13 protein-coding genes and 1 riboswitch are annotated in these 16,371 nt (G+C 71.0%); of the genes, 6 read left to right on the top strand and 7 right to left on the bottom strand.

All coding sequences use genetic code 11. From position 1 onward, the window contains the following. Positions 1-46: 46 nt before the first annotated feature. Together AB0M73_RS11590 and holA are read right to left on the bottom strand one after the other, a co-directional pair. Positions 47-2,719: a hypothetical protein gene (locus AB0M73_RS11590; RefSeq protein ID WP_363889987.1), complete on the bottom strand. Its 2,673-nt coding sequence runs from the start codon at positions 2,717-2,719 to the stop codon at positions 47-49. 160 nt (positions 2,720-2,879) lie between these two features. Beyond that, the gene (holA, locus tag AB0M73_RS11585; RefSeq protein WP_043717953.1) at positions 2,880-3,851 is read right to left on the bottom strand and encodes a DNA polymerase III subunit delta; all 972 of its coding nucleotides are present in this window, start codon (positions 3,849-3,851) and stop codon (positions 2,880-2,882) included. A gap of 88 nt (positions 3,852-3,939) precedes the next feature. After that, positions 3,940-4,056, top strand: a riboswitch (SAM riboswitch). A 10-nt stretch (positions 4,057-4,066) separates the two neighbouring features. Here holA and thrC point away from each other — a divergent pair. Further along, positions 4,067-5,329 (top strand): threonine synthase, encoded by a 1,263-nt coding sequence (gene thrC / locus AB0M73_RS11580; RefSeq protein ID WP_043717956.1) that lies wholly within the window; start codon positions 4,067-4,069, stop codon positions 5,327-5,329. Here thrC and AB0M73_RS11575 read toward each other — a convergent pair. Both AB0M73_RS11575 and AB0M73_RS11570 read right to left on the bottom strand, forming a co-directional pair. Next, entirely contained in the window at positions 5,326-6,030 is a 705-nt protein-coding gene (locus AB0M73_RS11575; RefSeq protein WP_363889986.1) for a cache domain-containing protein, read from the bottom strand. The genes thrC and AB0M73_RS11575 overlap by 4 nt on opposite strands. A gap of 39 nt (positions 6,031-6,069) precedes the next feature. Further along, positions 6,070-6,798, bottom strand: a complete 729-nt coding sequence (locus tag AB0M73_RS11570; RefSeq protein WP_363889984.1) for a GntR family transcriptional regulator — start codon at positions 6,796-6,798, stop codon at positions 6,070-6,072. 223 nt (positions 6,799-7,021) lie between these two features. On the opposite strand from AB0M73_RS11570, the gene AB0M73_RS11565 reads away from it, so the two are divergent. The 5 genes from AB0M73_RS11565 to AB0M73_RS11545 are packed head-to-tail and all read left to right on the top strand — an operon-like array spanning position 7,022 to position 12,494. After that, complete coding sequence (locus tag AB0M73_RS11565) at positions 7,022-8,443, top strand: gamma-aminobutyraldehyde dehydrogenase (RefSeq protein ID WP_363889983.1); 1,422 nt, start codon at positions 7,022-7,024, stop codon at positions 8,441-8,443. Positions 8,444-8,480: 37 nt separating this feature from the next. Continuing rightward, positions 8,481-9,557 (top strand): ABC transporter ATP-binding protein, encoded by a 1,077-nt coding sequence (locus AB0M73_RS11560; protein ID WP_363889981.1) that lies wholly within the window; start codon positions 8,481-8,483, stop codon positions 9,555-9,557. Between the two features lie 10 nt (positions 9,558-9,567). Next, positions 9,568-10,767, top strand: coding sequence for an ABC transporter substrate-binding protein (locus tag AB0M73_RS11555; RefSeq protein WP_363889979.1), 1,200 nt, complete (start codon positions 9,568-9,570; stop codon positions 10,765-10,767). A 58-nt stretch (positions 10,768-10,825) separates the two neighbouring features. Next, on the top strand, positions 10,826-11,677 hold the full coding sequence (locus tag AB0M73_RS11550) for an ABC transporter permease (RefSeq protein WP_363890279.1): 852 nt from the start codon (positions 10,826-10,828) through the stop codon (positions 11,675-11,677). 10 nt (positions 11,678-11,687) lie between these two features. Then, positions 11,688-12,494 (top strand): ABC transporter permease, encoded by an 807-nt coding sequence (locus AB0M73_RS11545; protein ID WP_363889977.1) that lies wholly within the window; start codon positions 11,688-11,690, stop codon positions 12,492-12,494. 528 nt (positions 12,495-13,022) lie between these two features. On the opposite strand, the gene AB0M73_RS11540 is transcribed toward AB0M73_RS11545, so the two are convergent. From AB0M73_RS11540 to AB0M73_RS11530, 3 genes are read right to left on the bottom strand one after another with little or no spacing between them, the layout of a single operon-like run. Further along, entirely contained in the window at positions 13,023-15,317 is a 2,295-nt protein-coding gene (locus AB0M73_RS11540) for a DNA internalization-related competence protein ComEC/Rec2 (protein ID WP_363889974.1), read from the bottom strand. After that, a complete protein-coding gene (locus AB0M73_RS11535) occupies positions 15,310-15,522 on the bottom strand; it encodes a hypothetical protein (RefSeq protein ID WP_363889970.1) in 213 nt (70 codons plus the stop codon). Before AB0M73_RS11535 ends, AB0M73_RS11540 begins: the two co-directional genes overlap by 8 nt. Further along, positions 15,519-16,262, bottom strand: coding sequence for a ComEA family DNA-binding protein (locus AB0M73_RS11530; protein WP_363889967.1), 744 nt, complete (start codon positions 16,260-16,262; stop codon positions 15,519-15,521). The genes AB0M73_RS11535 and AB0M73_RS11530 overlap by 4 nt, the downstream gene beginning before the upstream one ends. Between the last annotated feature and the right edge of the window lie 109 nt (positions 16,263-16,371).

Genomic DNA, 16,371 nt, shown 5'->3' with positions numbered 1-16,371 from the left:
ACGAAACGCCCCGCCCACGCTTCGTGGGCGGGGCGTTTCGCTGGTGCTAGCCGCCGGTCACCGTGCCGGTGATCTCGGTGTGCAGGTTGATCTCCGGCGGGTAGGCCTCGACCTTCAGCCGCACATGCTTGTCCGGCCCGGCCGGGGTGTGGGCAACGGTCGGAATGGTGAAGTCGGCCGCGACCTGCCCGGCGAGCAGCAGCGGGGCCAGCCAGAACCCGGTCACCTGGGACAGCGGCCGGGCCGGCGCCGGGTCGACGCCCAGCGAGCGCAGCCAGGCCGGGTCCACGTCCGCGGTCGACAGCTCGGGCCCGGTCGCCGGGACCAGGGCGTCGCCGATCACGTAGATGTCCGAGTCGGCCGGCGCGGACAGTGAGATGTGCCAGTTCAGGGCGCCGCCGGCGGCCGTGGACGCGGTCGGCGCGACGGTCACCGTCGGCACCGGGTCGTCGTTGGTCACCGTCACGCCGCCCTGGTAGGAGCCGACGACGGTGCCCTTGGCCGCCTTGATCTGCGCGCCGACGGTGTAGTCCGCGCTCCAGCGGGTGTTCCCGACCACGATCGCGGGCACGTCCACCGTGTGCTGCCCGGGCGCCAGCGTCAGCGCCTGCTCGGTGTAGTTCCGGCCGCTCGCGTCGGCCCGGAACAGCTTGAGCGTGCCGCCGGCCTCGCCGGTCACCGTCACCGGAATCTGGTACGTCTTCGAGCCCGAGTCGCCCTCCGCGGCCTTGAGCGTGCCGAGGTCGACTCGGGTCAGCTTGGCCGGAGCCGGTTCGGGCAGGCCGGGACGCCAGCCGTGGGCGTCGAGCAGCCAGGCCTCGCCGCTGCCGGTGGTCGGCGCCAGTTCGAGCTCGGCCACCTGGAGCACCGGCGGCACCGGGACCCGCACTTCCTGGGCCCAGTACGAGAAGGTGCGGTCCTGGCCCGGCAGGCCGTCGAGCGTGATCTTGCCGAGCGCGGTCCGCCCGCCGCTGCTGTTCACGGCCGTGACGTCGAACGAGGTGCCGGCCGAGTTGGGCGGCACGATCATCCGCAGCGCCAGGGACTGGTTGCCGACCAGCAGCACCGGCTTCGGCGGCTCGATCACCGCCACCGTGCCGGCCGACGACCAGCGCACGTCGATCGCCTCGCGACCGGCCTCGGTCGAGGACGAGTTGAGCGCCACGGTGTGCGGCGACTGGAACTGGGCCCGCCCGGTCAGGCAGGCGGTGGCGGTGTTGATCTCGTCGCACAGCTTTCCGCTGCCGGAGATCTTGGTGTTCCCATCGGGGATCACCACCGGTGTGCGCTCCGCGCCGAGGGCCGCGCTCAGCACGTGAGCCGGGTCGGCCGACGGCGCCCGCACCCCGGACCCGTCCAGCAGCGGCTGCACACGCAGGTCGTGGTCGAGGAACAGGTGCGCGGCCGCGGCGACGTAGGTCGCTCCGACCGCCCGTTGCTGCGGCGCGGTCAGGCGGGCGGGCTGACCGGGGTCGCACAGCGGATTCGGCGTGGGGCCGGCGTGGTAGTCGTCGACCGACGGGGCGGTGGAGACACCGGGCGTCCACTCGGAGTTGAAGAAGTTGTGGTTGGCGCCGGCGATGTACAGGGCACTGTGCAACGCCTTGCCCTTGCTGACACCCCGGGTCGAGTCGACGTACTGCTGCCCCTGGAGGTTGTAGACGTCGCCGTCACAGGCGGGCAGGAAGGTCACCGACGGCACGTCCGGGGTCGGGTTCTGGCCGAAGATCGTCGGCGCGATGAACACGTTTCCACGGATCGTCCAGCGGACCGGGCCCGAGTAGCCCGAGTCGAACGGCGGCGGGGCCAGGCTGTCCAGCGCCGCCTGGTTGACGCCTTCGCCCCCACGGGAATGCCCGACCAGCAACACCTTCGACATGTCCGCGACGGGAGCGTCCTTGACGATCTGCGGCGCCGAGCCGCGACCAGAGCCGGCCCAGTCCGCCCAGTGCTCCAGGTGCAGCCGGACCAGTGAGGAGCGCGCCTGCGCGCCACCGTCGGCGACCTGGTAGTCGAGGGCGTTGATAGCGTCCGCGGAGATGGAGACCGTCACGTATCCCTGCGATGCCAACAACTGCTGGGTCTGGAGATAGCCGCGATAGCTCGGCACCGGCAGGGAGCCGGCCGGGCACGGCCAACCCACGGGATCGGCTTCGGGGTCGGTCGGGCTGTAGCAGGCCTGGTGCCGGCCGTGCAGGAACAGCACCAGCGGGCGGTTGCCCGGGGCGTTCTTCGGGGCCACGACGACGGCCTGCATCTCGGTCGACCCGTTCAGCCCGGGCAGCGGCACCGGGTCGAGCGTGTACTCGCCGGTGCTCGTCTGGTAGCGGCCGGGAGTGCCGGAGTCCACGGATCCCTTGGGCAGCAACGGCGGCAGCGCGGCCGGCGCCCGGGAGTCGGCCTTGGCCTTCGGGTCCGGGGCGTCCAGCCGCTGGCCGCCGGCCCGGACCTCGATCTTGCTCGGATCGCCGATCGCCTTGCCGGGCAAGGAGAACGTACGGTTGTCGCGGCTCGGGCTGGCCCGGCCCAGCAGCTTGCCGCCGGACCAGAACTCCACCGGCGCGTCGCCGGTCAGCGGCTTCGGCGACGTCCAGACAACCTGGCCGTCCACCACCCGCCAGCCCACGGCGCTCGGGGTCTCCGCGATTCGGGCCTGGGCCGTCGGCCCCAGGGCGATCACTGTGAACACGGCCAACAGCAATGGTAAGAGCTTGCGCATCCGACCTCTATCCGTGGTCGCGACCCTGGTTTCCCCCAGTCGGATCCCACGGGTCGTCGAAGCATCCCCGCCACGGTAGGAGATCGCTGCGCGTCGGCGCAGCGATTCGAGCAGAACTCGGCTCTCACCGCCCGCTCGCGCGTCGGCGCTGCCCGACCGGTCAGCCCATCTGGTGCGCCGCGACCACCTTGAGCACAGCCCGCTCCAACGCGTAGTCCGCGTCGGCCGCCACACCCTTCACGTCGGCGTTGAGCGCGGCCACGACCTGCATCGCCGCCGCCAGCCCGGCCGGCGACCAGCCGCGGGCCTGGCCCTGCGCCCGCTTCACCTTCCACGGCGGCATGCCCAGGTCGCCGGCCATCCGGAACGGGTCGCCGCGACCGGCCGAGGCCACCTTGGCCACCGTCCGCACGCCCTCGGCCAGCGCGTCGGCCACCAGCACGTGCGGCACGCCGAGCAGCATGGCCCAGCGCAGCGCCTCCATCGCGCCGGCCCGATCCCCCACGACCGCCAGGTCGGCCACGGCGAAGCCGGTCACCTCGGCCTTGCCCTGGTGGTAGCGGCGCACCGCCGCCTCGTCGACCTTGCCGTCGTTGTCGGTGACCAGCTGCGAGGCGGCCGCGGCCAGCTCACGCAGGTCGTTGCCGACGGTCTCGACCAGCGCCGCCAGCCCGGCCGGATCGATCTTGCCGCCGGCCCGCCGCACCTCGTCCTTGACGAACGCGTCCCGATCGGCCGGCTTGGTGATCTTCGAGCACTCCACCACCGCCGCGCCGGCCTTCTTCAGCGCGCCCGGCAGGTCCTTGGCCACCTTGGCCCGGCCGCCGCCGGTGTGCAGCACGATCAGCACGATGCCGTCGGACGGCGCCTTGGCGTAGGACAGGACCGCGTCGGCGATCTCCTTGCCCACCTCCTGCGCGCCCTCCAGCACCACCACGCGGCCCTCGGCGAACAGCGACGGGCTCAGCAGCTCGGCCAGCTCCGGAGGGGTGAGGTCAGTCACCCGCTGGCGGGTCAGATCGGCGGTCGGGTCGACCTCGCGGGCCTGCGCCAACGCGGCCCGCACGGCCCGTTCGACCAGCAGTTCCTCGTCGCCGAGCACGAGCAGCAGCGGTTCGGGGGCGGCACTCACCCGACCATCCTTCCACGTCCCGCATGGTGGGCGATTGAGTGGCGATGCCAGGTCGAGGTGCCGTACCGTGCAGGTCACAACTGAATACCGCTCATCCAGAGGGGCAGAGGGAACGGCCCGTTGAAGCCCCGGCAACCGGCGACGCACGCTTTGTGGTGCGTCGATCACGGTGCCAATTCCGACCCACACGTGGGAAAGATGAGGAGATACCTCCCATGACCTCGACCGTCGACGCCCGCACCGCCGCCGCCTTCAACCTCGGCCCCGCGCGTGCCCTGAGCTGTCGCGAGTGCGGCCACCAGATCCCGCTGGCCGCCGAGTTCGCCTGTAGCGAGTGTTTCGGCCCCCTCGAAGTGGCCTACGACTTCGGCCGGGTGCGCCGCGAGGACATCGAGGCCGGCCCCAAGTCCATCTGGCGCTACCGCAACCTGCTGCCCGTGCCCACCGACGTGCAGGCCTACCCCAACACCGACCCCGGCCTCACCCGCCTGGTCAAGGCCGACCGCCTCGGCGCCGCCCTGGGCGTGCGCAACCTGTGGGTCAAGGACGACACCGGCAACCCGACGCACTCGTTCAAGGACCGCGTCGTCGCCGTGGCGCTGGCCGCCGCCCGCCAGCTCGGCTTCAAGGTGCTGGCCTGCCCCTCCACCGGCAACCTGGCCAACGCCGTGGCCGCCGCGGCCGCCCGCGCCGGCTGGGAGTCGGTCGTGCTCATCCCGTCCTCGCTGGAGAAGGCCAAGATCCTCACCACCGCGGTCTACGACGGCGCGCTGATCGCCGTGGACGGCAACTACGACGACGTGAACCGGCTGGCCACCCAGCTCGCCGCCGAGCACGAGGACTGGGCGTTCGTGAACGTCAACGTCCGCCCGTACTACGCCGAGGGCTCCAAGACCCTGGCCTACGAGGTCGCCGAGCAGCTCGGCTGGCGGCTGCCCGGGCAGATCGTGGTGCCGGTCGCCTCCGGCTCGCAGTTGACCAAGGTGGACAAGGGTTTCCGCGAGCTGGGCGAGCTCGGGCTGGTCGACGCCACCCCGTACCGCGTGTTCGGCGCCCAGGCCACCGGCTGCTCGCCGGTCGCCTCCGCCTACAAGGCCGGCACCGACGTCGTGACGCCGGTCCGCCCCGACACCATCGCCCGGTCGCTGGCCATCGGCGCCCCCGCCGACGGCCCGTACGTGCTGGACACCGTGCGCCGCACCGGCGGCGCCGTCGAGGACGTCACCGACGAGGAGGTCGTCGAGGGCATCCGGCTGCTGGCCCGCACCGAGGGCATCTTCGCCGAGACCGCCGGCGGCGTGACCGTCGCGACCGCGAAGAAGCTCATCGAGACCGGCCAGCTCGACCCCGACGCCGACACCGTGCTGCTGATCACCGGCGACGGGCTCAAGACCCTCGACGCCGTGGCCGACCACATTGGGCCCAAGGCCACCGTGCCGCCCAACGCCGCCGCCGTCATCGAGGCCCTGGGTCTCTAAGGCATCACCAGCACTATCGGGGCGTCTCCACAGCGACGAACGCCGGCGCGCGCCTGTGCGCCGGCGTTCCACCACGCCGGCACGTCCGCGTCCCGCATCAGCGATCCCGTCGGCGATTTCGCGCTGTTGGAGACGATCACCCGGCCCTGGGCGTTCACGAGGGCCGCTCGCGATCCCAGGCTCCTGAGCTTCGGCTGCAGCACGTGCTCGAACTCCCGCACGAACACGTCCGCCCCCACCACTCCCGCGAACGCGCCGTTCCGCTGCGCCGGCACCGTGAACGTGAGTGTGTACTCGTCCGTGCAGAGGTAGTCCACGTACGGCCCGTTCACGTGCCGCCGGCCCGTGTCCCTTGACGCCGTGAACCAGGATTGCCTTGTGTAGTCCAGGAAGTTCGCGCTGCCCGGCTCCAGGCTGATGAACAGCTGCGCCGGCTCCGCGCTCGTGGCCGTCCACCACTCGAACCCGTACTCCTGGTCCGTCAGCACGTGCGGCGCCGCCACATAGCCCGCCCCGATCACCAGACCGCCCAGCGCGTCCACCACCTGCGGCCTGATGTGCTCCAAGTCCTCGGCTCTGGGCTCCGCCACCTCCACCAGCAGCGACTCCACCGCCACCAGCACCGGCTTCAGCCGGTCGAAGACGTTTTCCACGATCGCCGCGACCTGTTCGACGACCTCGTCACCAGCGTGAGAGCCCATGATGCCCACCTCGGCTGCGCGATTGGCCCGCGCTTAGGGTTACAGCAGGTTCAGGTGCATGTCCACGAGCCGGTCCACCGCTTCCAGGATGTGCTCCTCCGTCAGCTTCCGGGCCAGCTCCCCGTCCTGCCGCGCGATCGCCTCCGTGATCGCCCCGTGCTCCGCGTGCCCGTTGCCGCTCTGCGGTAGCCACAGCAGGCCGCCCTGCTCCCCCTGGAGCTGGATTTCTTGGTGGGTAAGCCTCGGCGACTGCGCCGCCGCCGCGACTTCGAGGTGGAACTGCCGCTCCGCCCTCGCCTGCCCCCGGCTGCCCTGGTCGTTCGTCGCAGCTCCGGCATTGCGCAGGTCTTCGGTCGCCAGCCACAGCCGCTCCACGTCCTCCGGCGAGCTCCGCTCCGCCGCCAGCCTCGCCGCCGCCCCCGCCACCGCCAGGTAGTGGTCCCCGATGTCCCTCAGCTCACTCAGCGACACCGCCCTCAGCCGCTGCTGCCACGACGCCGGCGCCTCCTGGTCCGGCGTGATCACAAAGCTCCCGCCCCCGCGCCCCCGTCTCGTGGCCACCAGGCCCTGCTGTCTCAGCGCCACCAGCGCTTCCCGCACCGTCACCGTGGCCACCCCGAACTGCCCCGCCAGCTCCGCCTCGCTCGGCAGCTGCTCCCCGTCCCCCAGCAGCCCCATCGAGATCGCGTCCGTCAGCCGCGCCGTCACCGCCTCCGCCCGCCCGAGGTCGCCCAGCGGCGCAAACACGTGCGACCTCGCCTGCCCCATGCCCACCCTCACCCTTTCGTCCTCCGACGCCCCGCCCGCGCATTCTCCCGCCGACCCCTTCACCGACGGGCCGAACACCCGCCCACCCGCGCTCCGCTCCCCCGCCTTGCCCAGCCGCTCTCGGCACCCTCAATCCTCCCCCAGACCCTTGCCATATGACATATGGACTCATATGTTTACGTCCATCCCGCTCCTCCGCCACCCGGGACCGCAGGGAGTCGCCATGCGACAGCTGCACCACTTCATCGACGGGGCCCAGGTCGACTCCGCCTCCGGACACCGCGCGGACGTCATCGACCCGGCGACCGGACAGGCGTACTGCACGGCGCCGGTGGCCGAGGCGGCCGATGTCGACGGCGCCCTGCACGCCGCGCAGGCGGCCTTCGACTCCTGGCGGGACACGACCCCGGCTCTGCGCCAACTGGCCCTGCTGAAGATCGCCGACGCGGTCGAGAAGCGTTCCGACGAGCTGGTCCGTGTGGAGTGCGAGAACACCGGGAAACCGTTGGCGCTCACGGCATCCGAGGAACTGCCGGTGGTCGTGGACCAGCTCCGGTTCTTCGCCGGCGCGGCCCGAGTGTTGGAGGGCAAGTCGGCCGGCGAGTACATGCCCGGGCACACCTCCTTCGTACGGCGGGAGCCGGTCGGGGTGTGCGCGCAGGTGACGCCCTGGAACTACCCGCTGATGATGGCGGTCTGGAAGATCGCGCCGGCCCTGGCGGCGGGCAACACGGTGGTGCTGAAGCCCGCGGACACCACGCCGGCGTCCACGCTGCTGCTGGCGGAGATCGCCGCCGAGCACCTGCCGCCGGGCGTGTTCAACGTGATCTGCGGCGACCGGGACACCGGCCGTGCGCTGGTCGGCCACGAGATCCCGGCGATGGTGTCGATCACCGGCTCGGTCCGTGCCGGCACCGAGGTCGCGAGCGCGGCCGCCGCCGACGTCAAGCGTGTGCACCTGGAACTGGGCGGCAAGGCCCCGGTCATCGTGTTCGCCGACGCCGACATAGAGGCCGCCGCCGAGACCATCGCGACGGCCGGCTACTTCAACGCCGGCCAGGACTGCACCGCCGCGACCCGAGTGCTCGTCGCCAACGAGGTGCACGACGACTTCGTCGCCGCCCTCACCACGCATGCCCTGGCGACCAGAACCGGCGGCCCCGACGACGCCTCCGCCGACTACGGGCCCCTCAACAGCGCCGGCCAGCTCGACCGCGTCGCCGGCTTCCTCGACCGGCTGCCCCCGCACGCGACCGTCCACAGTGGCGGCAGCCGCATCGGTGACAAGGGCTACTTCTACGGCGCCACCGTGGTTTCCGGTGTTCGACAGCAGGACGAGATCAGCCAGCACGAGATCTTCGGCCCGGTGATCACCGTGCAGCGCTTCGCCGACGAGGCCGAGGCCCTCGGCGCGGCCAACGGCGTCCCGTACGGGCTGGCGTCGTCGGTGTGGACCACCGACCACCAGCGGGCCATGCGCATGGCCGCCCGCCTCGACTTCGGCTGCGTGTGGATCAACACCCACATCCCGCTCGTCGCCGAGATGCCCCACGGCGGCTTCAAGAAGTCCGGCTACGGCAAGGACCTCTCGCTGTACGGGCTGGAGGACTACACCCGGATCAAGCACGTGATGAGCGCCCTGTAGGCCGTAGACCATCTCCGCAGAGCACCGGAGGCCCGCGATGCCCCACCAAGCCCCCGACGTCGCGCTCGGCGACCACCCGCCGGCCGCCTCCGCCGTGCCCGCGGTCCGGCTGCGCGGCCTGCGCAAGAACTTCGGCCCCGTCACCGCGGTCGACGGCGTCGACCTCGACATCCGACCGGGTGAATTCTTCGCCATGCTCGGCCCGTCGGGCTCCGGCAAGACGACAGTGCTGCGGATGATCGCCGGCTTCGAGCAGCCCACCGACGGCACGGTCGAACTCGGCGGCCAGGACGTGAGCCGACTGGCGCCGTTCGACCGCGACGTGAACACCGTCTTCCAGGACTACGCCCTGTTCCCACACATGAACGTCGCCAGGAACGTCGAGTACGGGCTGCGGGTCAAGGGCGTGCCCAGGGCCGACCGCCGGCGCCGCGCCGCCGACGCGCTCAGGTCCGTGCGCCTCGACGACTACAGCCGGCGCCGACCGTCCCAGTTGTCCGGTGGCCAGCGCCAACGCGTCGCGCTGGCCCGCGCCCTGGTCAACCGGCCCAAGGTGCTGCTGCTCGACGAACCGCTCGGCGCGCTCGACCTGAAACTCCGACACGAAATGCAGGGCGAACTCAAGCAACTACAGAGAGATGTCGACATCACCTTCGTGTTCGTCACCCACGACCAGGACGAGGCGCTGACCATGAGCGACCGGATCGCGGTGTTCAACGCCGGCCGGATCGAGCAGGTCGGCACCCCGCAGGAGGTCTACGAGCGGCCGGCGACCGCGTTCGTCGCCGGCTTCGTCGGCCCCTCCAACCTGCTCGGCGGGCGCGCGGCGGAGACGGTGATCGGCATGGCCGGGCTGTTCAGCATCCGTCCCGAGAAGATCCGCATCGACGGCGACCTGGCCCGCCCGGCCGGTCCCGGCGAGACCGTCGCCACCGGCGCCGTCACCGACGTGGTGTACGCCGGCGCGACCCTGCGCTTCGAGGTCGCCCTCGACGCCGGCGGCCGGTTGTCCGTGGTGCGGCAGAACACCGACGGCGTGCCCGGCTTCACCGACGGCCGGGTCCGCCTGACCTGGCGGCACGAGCACAACTTCCCGGTCACCGGTAGCGAGTGAAAGGTCGATCATGAAGAACACGGCGCTGTTGGCCGGACTGCTGGCGGCGGGCCTCGTGCTCACCGCGTGCGGCACCACCAGCGGCAATACGGCGGCGAGCGGCGGCGGCACCGCCTTCACCCCGCCGTCGCTGCCCGCGCTGGGCAAGCTCGGCGCGGGCGAGGGTCAGCTGTCCGTGCTGGCCTGGCCCGGCTACGCGGAGAACGGCTCCAACGACCCCAAGGTCAACTGGGTCACCCCGTTCGAGCAGGAGTCCGGCTGCAAGGTCAACGTCAAGCCCTTCGGCACCTCCGACGAGGCCATCAGCCTGATGAAGACCGGCCAGTACGACGTCGTCTCCGCCTCCGGCGACGCCTCGCTGCGCCTGATCGCCTCCGGCGACGTGGAACCGGTGAACACCTCGCTCGTGCCCAACTACGCCGACGTGTTCGGGTTCCTCAAGAACCAGTCGTGGAACAGCGTCGCCGGCGTCGCCTACGGCATTCCGCACGGCTGGGGCGCCAACCTGCTCACCTGGCGCTCCGACAAGGTGAGCCCCGCTCCCACCTCGTGGTCGGCGCTGTTCGACCCCAACTCCAAGTACAAGGGCAAGATCACCGCCTACGACTCGCCGATCTACATCGCCGACGCCGCCCTGTACCTCAAGGCGCACCAGCCCGACCTGGGCATCAGGAGCCCCTACGCGCTGGACAGCACCCAGTTCCAGGCCGCCGTCGACCTGCTGAAGAAGCAGCGCCCCCTGGTCAGCGAGTACTGGTCGGACTACCTGAAGGAGAGCCAGTCCCTGACCAGCGGCGACGCCGTCCTGGGCACCGCGTGGCAGGTGACCGTCAACGTCGCCAAGACCGGTGGGGCCCCGGTGGAGTCGACCGTGCCGTCCGAGGGCGCGACCGGATGGTCGGACACCTGGATGGTGGCGGCCAAGTCGCAGCACAAGAACTGCGCCTACCTGTGGATGAACTACATCATCAGCCCCAAGGTCAACGCCCAGGTCGCCGAGTACTTCGGCGAGGCCCCGGCCAACTCCAAGGCATGCGCCCAGACCAGCGACACCAAGCACTGCGAGACCTACCACGCCGGTGATTCGGCCTACGCGTCGAAGATCGCCTACTGGACCACGCCGATCTCCCAGTGCCTCGACGGCCGCACCGACGTCAAATGCGAGGACTACGGCGCGTGGACCCAGGCGTGGACCGAGATCAAGGGTTGACCCGGTGACCACCGCGATCACGAACACGCCGCGGCCCGCGGCTTCCCCGCGCCGCCGGTTGTCGGCGTACCTGCGCCGCACTCCGAGGCTGCGGTTGGGCATCCTGCTGTCCGCGCCCCTGGCCTGGCTCGGCGTCGCCTACCTCGGCGCGCTCGTGGCGCTGTTCGTGACCGCGTTCTGGAGCACCGACGTGTTCACCGGGCGGGTGGTGGTCGGCTGGTCCCTGGACAACTTCGCCACCCTCGCCCGGGACGCCGTCTACCGCACCATCACCGTCCGCACGGTCGGTGTCGCCGTGATCGTCACCCTCGTCGACGCCGTGATCGCCTTCCCGATGGCTTTCGCCATGGCCAAGTTCACGTCCCGGCGCACCCAGCGCCTGCTGGTGATCGCCGTGATGACCCCGTTGTGGGCCAGCTACCTGGTCAAGGCCGACGCGTGGCGGTCCATGCTGTCCGGCAACGGCGTGCTGCACTGGCTGCTCGCCCCCGTCGGCCTCGACGGCCCCGGCTACGGCCTGCCCGCCACCGTGATCACCCTGTCCTACCTGTGGCTGCCGTACATGATCCTGCCCATCTACGCCGGCCTCGACCGCCTGCCCGACTCCCTCCTCGACGCCTCCGGCGACCTCGGCGCCCGCTCCGTGCGGACTTTCCTCTCCGTCGTGCTCCCCTTGGCCCTGCCGGCCGTTATCGCCGGCTCGATCTTCACCTTCTCCCTGTCTCTGGGCGACTACATCGCCGTCAAGATCGTCGGTGGCACCAGCCAACTGCTCGGCAACGTCGTCTACGACAACATCGGCGCCGCCAACAACCTCCCCTTCGCCGCCACCGTCGCCACCGTCCCCGTCATGATCATGCTTGTGTACCTGGCCGCCGCCCGCCGCACCGGCGCTGTCGACACCCTCTAGGAGGCCGGTCGTGACGTTCTCCCGAACCACCAGGCGAGTGTTGTTGGTCGCGCTGGCGCTGGGACTGGCGGTGATCTACTTCCCGCTGCTGGTGGTGTTCCTCAACTCCTTCAACTCGGACACGACGTTCGGCTGGCCGCCGGGCGGCTTCACCCTGGAGTGGTGGGGCCGGGCCGCGGCCAACGACGGGGCGCTGGCGGCGCTGCGCACGAGCGTGGAGGCCGGCCTGGCGGCCACGGCCATCGCGCTGGTGCTCGGCACCATGGCGGCGTTTGCCCTCCAGCGCTACAAGTTCATCGGTCGCAACCCGATCTCGCTGCTCATCGTGCTGCCGATCGCGCTGCCCGGCATTGTCACCGGCATCGCGCTGAACAACGCCTTCCGCACCATCCTGGGCATCAACCTCGGCCTGTTCACCGCGATCGTCGCCCACGCCACGTTCTGCATAGTCGTGGTGTTCAACAACGTCGTGGCCCGCCTGCGGCGCCTGGGCAACAACCTGGAGGAGGCGTCGATGGACCTCGGCGCCGACGGCATCACCACCTTCCGACTCGTCACGTTCCCGATGCTGCGCTCCGCCCTCCTCGCCGGCGGCCTCCTCGCCTTCGCCCTCTCCTTCGACGAGATCATCGTCACCACGTTCACCCTCGGCGCCGGCCTGGAGACCGTGCCGATCTGGATCTACGGCAACCTCTTCCGCCCCAACCAGGCCCCGATCGTCAACGTCGTGGCCGTCGTCCTGATCCTGGCCTCCACCGTGCCGGTCTACCTGGCCCAGCGGCTGTCCGGCGACAGCGCCTCCGGCGGACGACTCTGACTCAGTGGCCGGAGCCCATCACCTCCCGATCTCCGCGCTACCGGTGAGGCACGTAAGGCCGATGAAAGTGCGCCGACAGCCCACAGTCCCGACGGACCGGTCGAGGCGGATCAGACGCACACCGCGCCAGAAACCAGCTGTCGGCCAAGGCCTCTCGGTGCAATCATCGGACCATGACCGCTGTCCGAAGGGCCGATGCCCCGTAGGCCGCCGGCGCGGGTGCGCGCCCAACTCCCCTTCAGCCATCCCGAGTCGCACATTTCGGCCGTGCCCGGGATGTCCACCCGCGGCCGGTGGGCTGTCGAACGGCTGGAGCGGACTCGCTGGTCGCCGGGCGAGGTGTCGAGGAAGCTCCGCCAGTGGGAGGGCTTCGTGCGTGCACCGGCCCACCGGATCTGGGACCACGATGGTCCGGGTTGCGGTGTCGAGGAATGCTGTCCGGACTACCGAATCCTGAGGGACCAGTTGGAAGGCGTGCTCGCCGTGCTCCCTCCTCGCGATGCCAAGCGCTTGCGCCGGCGGTTGGCGCTAGTGGACGACTCGTGGTGATCCACGGCGGGCGATGAGCGGGCCGTCCCGGCTCGCGACGACGGCGACGTCGCCGTCCTCATCGGTGCGCAACACCGTTGCTCCTTCCCGTTTCAGGGCGTCCAGGATCAGCGAACTGGGGTGCCCGAAGGGATTGCCGGCGCCGACGCTGACCATGGCGACGCGGGGATGCACCCGTTCCAGGAAGCGCGGGAGCGAATAGCGGCTGCCGTGGTGGGGCACCTTGAGCACGTCGGCGGAGAGGTCCTCGTTGGTGGCCAACAGGTTGGCCTGGCCCTCCAGTTCGATGTCGCCGGTCAGCAGGATGCGGCCGGCGGCGGTGTCGGCGCGCACGACGAGAGACGCGTCGTTGACGGGGGTGCCCTCGGCGTTGGGGCCGAGATGGCTCGGCGCCTCCTGGGGCGCGATCACGGTCATGTTCACTCCGGGTAACTCGAAGCGTTGTCCGGCAACGATGTCCACCACCCGCACGCCGGCGTCCGAGGCCTGTCGGCGGACCTGGTCCCAAGCCCACGCCGGCTCGTGCAACGGCCCGACACCGACGGCGCCGACGGGATAGTCGCTGAGCACCGAGGACAAGCCGCCGACGTGGTCCGCATGCAGGTGGCTGAGCACTATCAACGGGATGCTGACCACGCCGAGCCGGCGCAGACAGCCCACTATTGAGCTGAGGTCGGGGCCCGTGTCGATCAGCACCACCCGTCCGGGCTGGGATGTCGCCAGCACATGCGCGTCGCCCTGGCCCACATCGCAACTCACCATTGCCCATCCTGTCGGCGGCCAGCCGGAGCCGGTGAGCCGGGCCGGCATCAACACCAGCACGGCACCGACCACGACCACCGTTGCCACGACTCGCAATCGCCGTGACCGCAGCGCAGCCCAGCCGACGACCATCACCGCGGTCAACAGGGCAGCGCCGAGCAAGCCACTCGGCCACCGCACCGTCGCCAGCGGCATCGAGGAGGTGTAGCGGGCGACGTGGATGAGCCACCACGCCTCCGGACTCGTGGCACGGGCCAACATCTCGCCCAACCACTGGTTCATCGGCGTCACCATGGTGGCCAGCACGCCGATGACCGTGGCGGGCGCGACCACCGGCTCGGCCGCGAGGTTGGCGACCACCGCGACCACGCTGACCTCGCCGGACAGGCCGGCGATCACCGGCGCGGTCACCAGGTGAGCGGCAAGCGGCGCTGCTACGGCCTCGGCGACGCCCGGCGGCACACCCCGGCCTCGCAGCCACACCGCCCATCGCGGCGCGACCAGGACCAGAGCCCCGGTGGCGAGCACCGAGAGCGTGAAGCCGGCGCTGAGACCGAGTGACGGATCGATCGGCACCAGCACCACCACCGACCAGGCCAGCGCCGGGAGCAGCGATCTCTCCCGGCCCAGCACCAGGGCCAACAGCGCAAGGCCACCCATCACCGCCGCCCGCAGCACGCTGGGTTCCGGGCCGGCGAGGATGACAAACCCGATCACCGCAAGGCCGGCGCCCACGCCGGCGATGCGAGGTCCCATACCCAGCAATCGGATCGCGAACAGCACGGCGCCGGCAATGATCGCCAAGTTGGCCCCGCTGACCGCGAGCAGGTGGGTCATGCCGGCCACCTTGAACTCGTCGGACACCCGCGGCGACAGGTTCGCGGTGTCGCCGACGATCAGTCCGGGCACGAGGCCCGCCTGCTCGTCCGGCAACACCGAGGTTGCTCGGCGTAGCCCGTTTCGCAGTACGGCCGCGACTTTCTGCCAGGGCGGCGCCGGTGTCACCTCCGTCGGCGATCCGCGGGCCTGCACGACCGCGACCGTCAGGTCGCCGGTCCGAGCCGGCGCGGCCCGACCCGTGACGGTGAGCCACTGGCCCGGCAGCAGGTCGGCCCACCCGGCGGCCTGAGCCAGCACGATCACGTCGCCCGCCGGGACGAGCACGCGATCGGCGCCACCCTGGCGGCTACCGAATCCTTGCGTGCGAAGCGGTTTCGGTCGCTCTGACACCTCGACGCGAAGGGTGACCGTGGCGCCGTGGTCCGCGTCCGACCGTAGCGGGTGCGTTGCCGACGCGTGGATCACGATGGCGATCCAGCAGGTCGCCAACGCTCCGAGGGCGATCACCAGCACCGCCTGTGGGCGCCAACGCAGAGATCGCACGGCCACCACGAAGGCCGTGACCACGGCGACGCCACCGAGCAACCAGCTGAACTGCCAGCCCCAGGCCAGGCCGACGGTCGCGACCGCCCACACCACCAGGGCGACCGGCACCATGCGGGTGTCATTCATGACGGTCCCTCGGCTCCAGGCGGATGCGCATGAACGGCGGCGAGCGAAGGAACCGGACGATCTCGATGCCGACCGCCACCACCGCGACGACGAGCGACCACCAGAACCGTTGCCCGCACAGGAGAGCGATCGGCAGGGCCACCACCGCGACGTGCCGGCGGAATGCCCGCGCGAACCGCGCCGGGCCGGTCCGAGCAGGAGTCATGTCTGCACCAATTCCTTCAGATGGTCGAATCTGGTGGCGCCGATGCCGTCGACCTCGCGGAGCTGGTCGACGGACTGGAAGCGGCCGTTCTTGGTCCGCCACTGGAGAATCCGTTGCGCCATGGTCGGTCCGACGCCGGGCAGCGTCTCCAGGTCGGTCTGCGTCGCGGTGTTGAGGTTGACCTTGCCGGGCGGCTGCCCGGGCGCCGCCTCGGGCTGTGGCACCCCGACGGCGATCTGCTCGCCGTCGGAGAGCTTGCGAGCCAGGTTGAGCTGCGTCAGATCGGCGTCGGGCAGCGGGCCGCCGGCGGCGCGTAGCGCGTCTGCGACTCGGGAGCCGTCGGGCACCGTGACCAGGCCTGGCCTGGCGACCTTGCCGACGACGCTGACGACCAGCGGCCCGGGCCTGCCCGTCCCCGCGCTGTGCGCGGCGGTTGGGGTCGCGGGGACGGGCAGGGCGGGTGGCTGTTCCAGCACGGGCCGGTTCAGCCACATGCCCAGGGCAGCGGCCACCGCGGCGACGAGCACCGCGGCGGCGAGGGCGAGTACCGCCGTTCGGGGTCGGCGGACCCGGGCGCCTCCGGGCAACCAGCGCTCGACCAACGGACCCGCCCGCCCTTCGGCCGTGTCACCGTCGGGCGTGTCCTGCGGTTCGGGCACGGCGTCGCCGAACACCTCGGCCAGACGCTTTCGCACCTGTGCCGAGTGGTCGGTGGCGCTTGGGCGCAGTCGATCGAGCACGGCGTCGACGCTAGGGCGCGGCGGGGCGGGGCCGGGGCGGTTGAAGATCCAGATGTGGACAACTCGGGGGCTGTGGACAACTAGGGCTGAGACGATCTTGGAACGGCCC

This window comes from Kutzneria sp. NPDC051319, assembly GCF_040682195.1.
GTDB lineage: Bacteria > Actinomycetota > Actinomycetes > Mycobacteriales > Pseudonocardiaceae > Kutzneria.
Note: the sequence above shows the minus strand (reverse complement) of the source record. Positions and strands in the feature narration are given on the sequence as shown.

Coding starts and splice junctions, on each gene's coding strand:
- AB0M73_RS11590 (WP_363889987.1), bottom strand. CDS start 2,719: ATGCGCAAGCTCTTACCATTGCTGTTGGCCGTGTTCACAGTGATCGCC.
- thrC (WP_043717956.1), top strand. CDS start 4,067: ATGACCTCGACCGTCGACGCCCGCACCGCCGCCGCCTTCAACCTCGGC.
- AB0M73_RS11575 (WP_363889986.1), bottom strand. CDS start 6,030: ATGGGCTCTCACGCTGGTGACGAGGTCGTCGAACAGGTCGCGGCGATC.
- AB0M73_RS11570 (WP_363889984.1), bottom strand. CDS start 6,798: ATGGGGCAGGCGAGGTCGCACGTGTTTGCGCCGCTGGGCGACCTCGGG.
- AB0M73_RS11565 (WP_363889983.1), top strand. CDS start 7,022: ATGCGACAGCTGCACCACTTCATCGACGGGGCCCAGGTCGACTCCGCC.
- AB0M73_RS11560 (WP_363889981.1), top strand. CDS start 8,481: ATGCCCCACCAAGCCCCCGACGTCGCGCTCGGCGACCACCCGCCGGCC.
- AB0M73_RS11555 (WP_363889979.1), top strand. CDS start 9,568: ATGAAGAACACGGCGCTGTTGGCCGGACTGCTGGCGGCGGGCCTCGTG.
- AB0M73_RS11540 (WP_363889974.1), bottom strand. CDS start 15,317: ATGAATGACACCCGCATGGTGCCGGTCGCCCTGGTGGTGTGGGCGGTC.
- AB0M73_RS11535 (WP_363889970.1), bottom strand. CDS start 15,522: ATGACTCCTGCTCGGACCGGCCCGGCGCGGTTCGCGCGGGCATTCCGC.